Consider the following 3,678-nt stretch of genomic DNA (forward strand, 5'->3'; position numbering starts at 1 on the left):
CGCGTACACCAGGCCGCTGCCCTTTTTGGTGGTGGTGGCAACGTAAGCCTTTTTCGGCCCCAGGCCGACGACTTTGGTCGTGCCGGTCAGCGCCGCTTTGTAGGCCGCCACCGACTGCGGGCCAAAGAACACGTCAGCGCGTCCGGACTGGATATAGAGATTACCCGAGGCGTCGTCGGTGAGGTACACCGGCAGCGCCGGCTGGCGCCCCGCCGCTTCGTTCTCGGCGTTCCAGCCGAGCAGAATACGCTCCTGGTTGGTGCCGGAGCCGACAATCACCTTCCGCCCGGCAAGATCCGCCGCGCCGCTCACCCTGGCTATCGGGCTGGTGGATTTAACGGAAAAGGCCAGGGAATCGACGCGATAGGTGGCAAAATCGAATTTCTGCTTGCGCTGCTCGGTCACCGCGATATTCACCAGCGCCACGTCATAGCGCCCGGAGGTGATGCCCAGCGGTCAGTCCTCCCACGCCGTCGGCACCAGCCGGAGCTTGAGCCCGAGGCTGCCGGCCAGCAGGCGGGCGATATCCGGATCGCTGCCGATGCGCGTGCGGTTATCGCTCGCCAGCAGCGCCAGCGGCGGTGAATTCAGCGCCGAGATAGCCACCGTCAGCGTCCCGGGCTCAACGAAGCGATAATTGGCCGGGATCTGCGCAATCGCCCGGCTGTCCGCCGTCACCGGCAGCGGCCGCTCGTTGGCCCGCAGGTCAATCTCCGCCTGCGCCCCCGCCGGGATGATACCCATCATTAATGCCAGAAGTCCTTTTCTCATGCCGGAAGCACCTTCGATAAAAATTGCCGCGTGCGCTGATGCTGCGGATGGTTAAGGACCTCATCGCTGCTGCCCTGCTCAATGATTTTACCATCGACCATAAAGACCACCTGATCGGCGACCTCACGTGCAAAACCAATCTCATGCGTCACCACCACCAGCGTAGTGCCGGAGCGCGCCAGCTTCTTGATAACATCAAGCACCTCGCCCACCAGCTCCGGATCCAGCGCCGAGGTTGGTTCGTCAAACAGAATCACCCGCGGCTTGAGGGCCAGCGCCCGGGCGATGGCAATGCGCTGCTGCTGACCGCCGGAGAGATGCCGCGACCAGGCATCGGCTTTGCTGCGCAGCCCCACCACGTCGAGCAGCTCGTAGGCCTGCTCGATGGCCTCCTTGCGGCTGGCCCGTCCGTGGGCAATCGGCGCCTCAATCAGGTTTTCCAGCACCGTCAGGTGCGGGAACAGGTTGAAGTTTTGAAAAACGTAGCCGACGTTCACGCGCTGGCGGAGGATCTCTTTTTCCTTCAGCTCGTACAGCCTGTCGCCCTGGCGGCGATAGCCGATATAGTCACCATCGATTTGGATAAAGCCCTCATCAACGCGCTCAAGGTGGTTAATGGCCCGCAGCAGGGTGGATTTCCCCGAGCCGGAAGGCCCGAGGATCACCGTTACCGTGCCGGGCTCTATCTCCAGGGAGACATCGTCCAGCGCCTTATGGCGGCCAAAATATTTGCTAACGCCGGTAATCGAGATGTGGCCGTTATGAGAGTTGGGCATGGACGGGCTCCTGCGTCTGCGGTGAACGAGAGGCTTCGGCAACGCGAGTGCGGCGCTGGCTGTTTACCGCCGAGCGGCGCTCGCTGCGCGCCAGCGCGCGTTCGACCAGATATTGGATAAGCGACAGGACGCTGGTGATCGCCAGGTACCACACCGCGCCGACCATCAGCAGGGGGATCACTTCCTGGGTGCGGTTGTAAATCATCTGGATGGTGTAAAACAGCTCCGGCATCGCCAGGACGTAGACCATCGCCGTCCCCTTGGCGAGGCTGATAATTTCATTGAAGCCGGAGGGTAAAATGGTGCGCAGCGCCTGCGGCAGAATAATGCGCAGGGTGCGCCGCCACGCCGGCAGGCCGAGCGCCGCCGCCGCTTCATACTGACCGTGATCGACGCCGAGGAAGCCGCCGCGAATAATTTCCGCGGTATAGGCGCTCTGCACCAGCGTCAGCCCGACTACCGCGGTGGAGAACTGCCCCAGCACGTTGATGGTTTGATAGCTGCCCCAGCTGATGCTGGTAAAGGGGATACCGAGCGACAGCGTGTCGTACAGATAGGAGAAGTTGTAGAGAATAATCAGCACCACGATCAGCGGCAGCGAGCGGAACAGCCAGATATATCCCCAGGAAAGGCTGCTCAGCAGCCACGAGGAGGAGAGCCTGGCCAGCGCCAGCAGGCCGCCAAAAATCACGCTCAGCACGGTGCCAAGCAGGGTCAGCAGCAGAGTTTGCCCAAGCCCTTCGAGGATCACCGGGTCAAAGAACCAGCGCGCGAAGACCGCCCACTCCCAGCGGGGGTTAAAGGCCACCGACTGCACGACGACGGCCAGCACCAGCAGCGCCAGCACCGCGCCGACGGCGCGCAGCGGATAGCGCGCCGGGATAACTTTTATCGTTTCAGATGTTTTCATCGTTGCTCCTCAGGCGCTCTGGCCTAGCGCGCTAACCGCCAGCGCTTTGCTAAACCGCAGCCGTCCGTCATAGGGCGGCCGGCTGTACTCTTCCGGGTTGCGGTCGAGGTCGAACTGCGGCTCATAGCCCTGGCTCAGATAGAGCTTCACCGCCTCCGGCTGACGAAAGCCGGTGGTCAGGTAGATATGGCTGTAGCCCGCCAGCACCGCCCGACGCTCCAGCTCCTGCACCACCTTCGCCGCCAGCCCCTGCTGGCGCAGCGCGTGGTGGGTCCAGATGCGTTTAATTTCGGCGGTATTGGCATCCTTCGGCTTGTAGGCACCGGTGGCGATAATCTCCCCCTCGCGCTCAAGTACGATAAACAGCCCCTGCGGCGCCAGATACCATTCGGTTAGCTCAACTTCGGCATCGCGGGAAAAATAGTCCCCGTAGCGCGAAGCGTACTCGGCAAACAGGCCGTCAATGACCGGCTGCAGCTCGGGGGCTTCGGGTGAAACATCGCGGAATACGTCGCTCATACTGACTCCTGTTAATCGCCCAGTCCGGCCGGATTAATCTCTGACTGCGGGATGCTCTCGACGCCTTCCCCCCAGCGGTTAAGCACTTTGGCGTAGTCGCCGCTGTGGATGGCGCCGTTCAGCGCCGTCTGCACCGGAGTGACCAGGCCGCTGCCCTTTTTCACCGTCACCGCAATGTGGGCCGCCTTCGGCCAACCGCCGTCAACGCTGCCCACCAGCCTGGTTTTGCCGGTTAGCGCCGCTTTCCATGCGCCAATCACGTTGGGGCCAAAGAAGGCGTCGGCGCGGCCGGACTGCAGCGCGAGGGTCAGCGCGGCGTCATCTTTGGTGTAGACCGGGGTAAAGGGCTTCAGCCCCTTCTTAAGATTCTCCGCGTTCCACGCCAGCAGGATGGCCTCCTGGTTGGTGCCGGAGCCGACGATAATGCGCAGGCCGGCAATCTCCTCCGCTTTGTCAATTTTGCTCAGCGGGCTGGTGCTCTTGACGTAGAAGCCCAGCGAATCCTTGCGGTAGGTGGCGAAATCAAACTTCTCTTTGCGCTCTTTGGTCACCGTAATATTGCTGATCGCGGCATCATATTTGCCGGAGACCACGCCGAGCGGCCAGTCCTCCCACGAGGTTGGGACCACGTTCAGCTGCAGGCCGAGGCTATCGGCCACCAGGCGGGCGATATCCACCTCGCTGCCGAGCAGGGTTTTGTTA

4 protein-coding genes and 1 pseudogene are annotated in these 3,678 nt (G+C 62.2%); all 5 read right to left on the minus strand.

Annotated features, from left to right (window positions below):
• Nucleotides 1-771 (minus strand): annotated as a pseudogene (locus PFH44_RS25865) (transporter substrate-binding domain-containing protein); the annotation flags it as partial.
• The gene (locus tag PFH44_RS25870) at nucleotides 768-1,547 is read right to left on the minus strand and encodes an amino acid ABC transporter ATP-binding protein (protein WP_045855261.1); all 780 of its coding nucleotides are present in this window, start codon (nucleotides 1,545-1,547) and stop codon (nucleotides 768-770) included. The pseudogene PFH44_RS25865 and the gene PFH44_RS25870, both read right to left, overlap by 4 nt.
• Entirely contained in the window at nucleotides 1,531-2,457 is a 927-nt protein-coding gene (locus PFH44_RS25875) for an amino acid ABC transporter permease (RefSeq protein WP_283826599.1), read from the minus strand. Before PFH44_RS25875 ends, PFH44_RS25870 begins: the two co-directional genes overlap by 17 nt.
• Nucleotides 2,458-2,466: 9 nt before the next feature.
• The gene (locus PFH44_RS25880) at nucleotides 2,467-2,976 is read right to left on the minus strand and encodes a GNAT family N-acetyltransferase (RefSeq protein WP_283826600.1); all 510 of its coding nucleotides are present in this window, start codon (nucleotides 2,974-2,976) and stop codon (nucleotides 2,467-2,469) included.
• Nucleotides 2,977-2,987: 11 nt separating this feature from the next.
• Nucleotides 2,988-3,678, minus strand: a 691-nt coding sequence (locus PFH44_RS25885) for an ABC transporter substrate-binding protein (protein ID WP_283826601.1), incomplete at its 5' end; no start/stop codon positions are given.

Origin of the sequence: Klebsiella sp. Ech2A (assembly GCF_030078455.1) — a bacterium.
Classification (GTDB): Bacteria; Pseudomonadota; Gammaproteobacteria; order Enterobacterales; family Enterobacteriaceae; genus Klebsiella; species Klebsiella terrigena.

Excerpts from the sequence above, each read along its gene's own strand:
- PFH44_RS25875 (WP_283826599.1), bottom strand. The coding sequence starts at position 2,457 with ATGAAAACATCTGAAACGATAAAAGTTATCCCGGCGCGCTATCCGCTG.
- PFH44_RS25870 (WP_045855261.1), bottom strand. The coding sequence starts at position 1,547 with ATGCCCAACTCTCATAACGGCCACATCTCGATTACCGGCGTTAGCAAA.
- PFH44_RS25880 (WP_283826600.1), bottom strand. The coding sequence starts at position 2,976 with ATGAGCGACGTATTCCGCGATGTTTCACCCGAAGCCCCCGAGCTGCAG.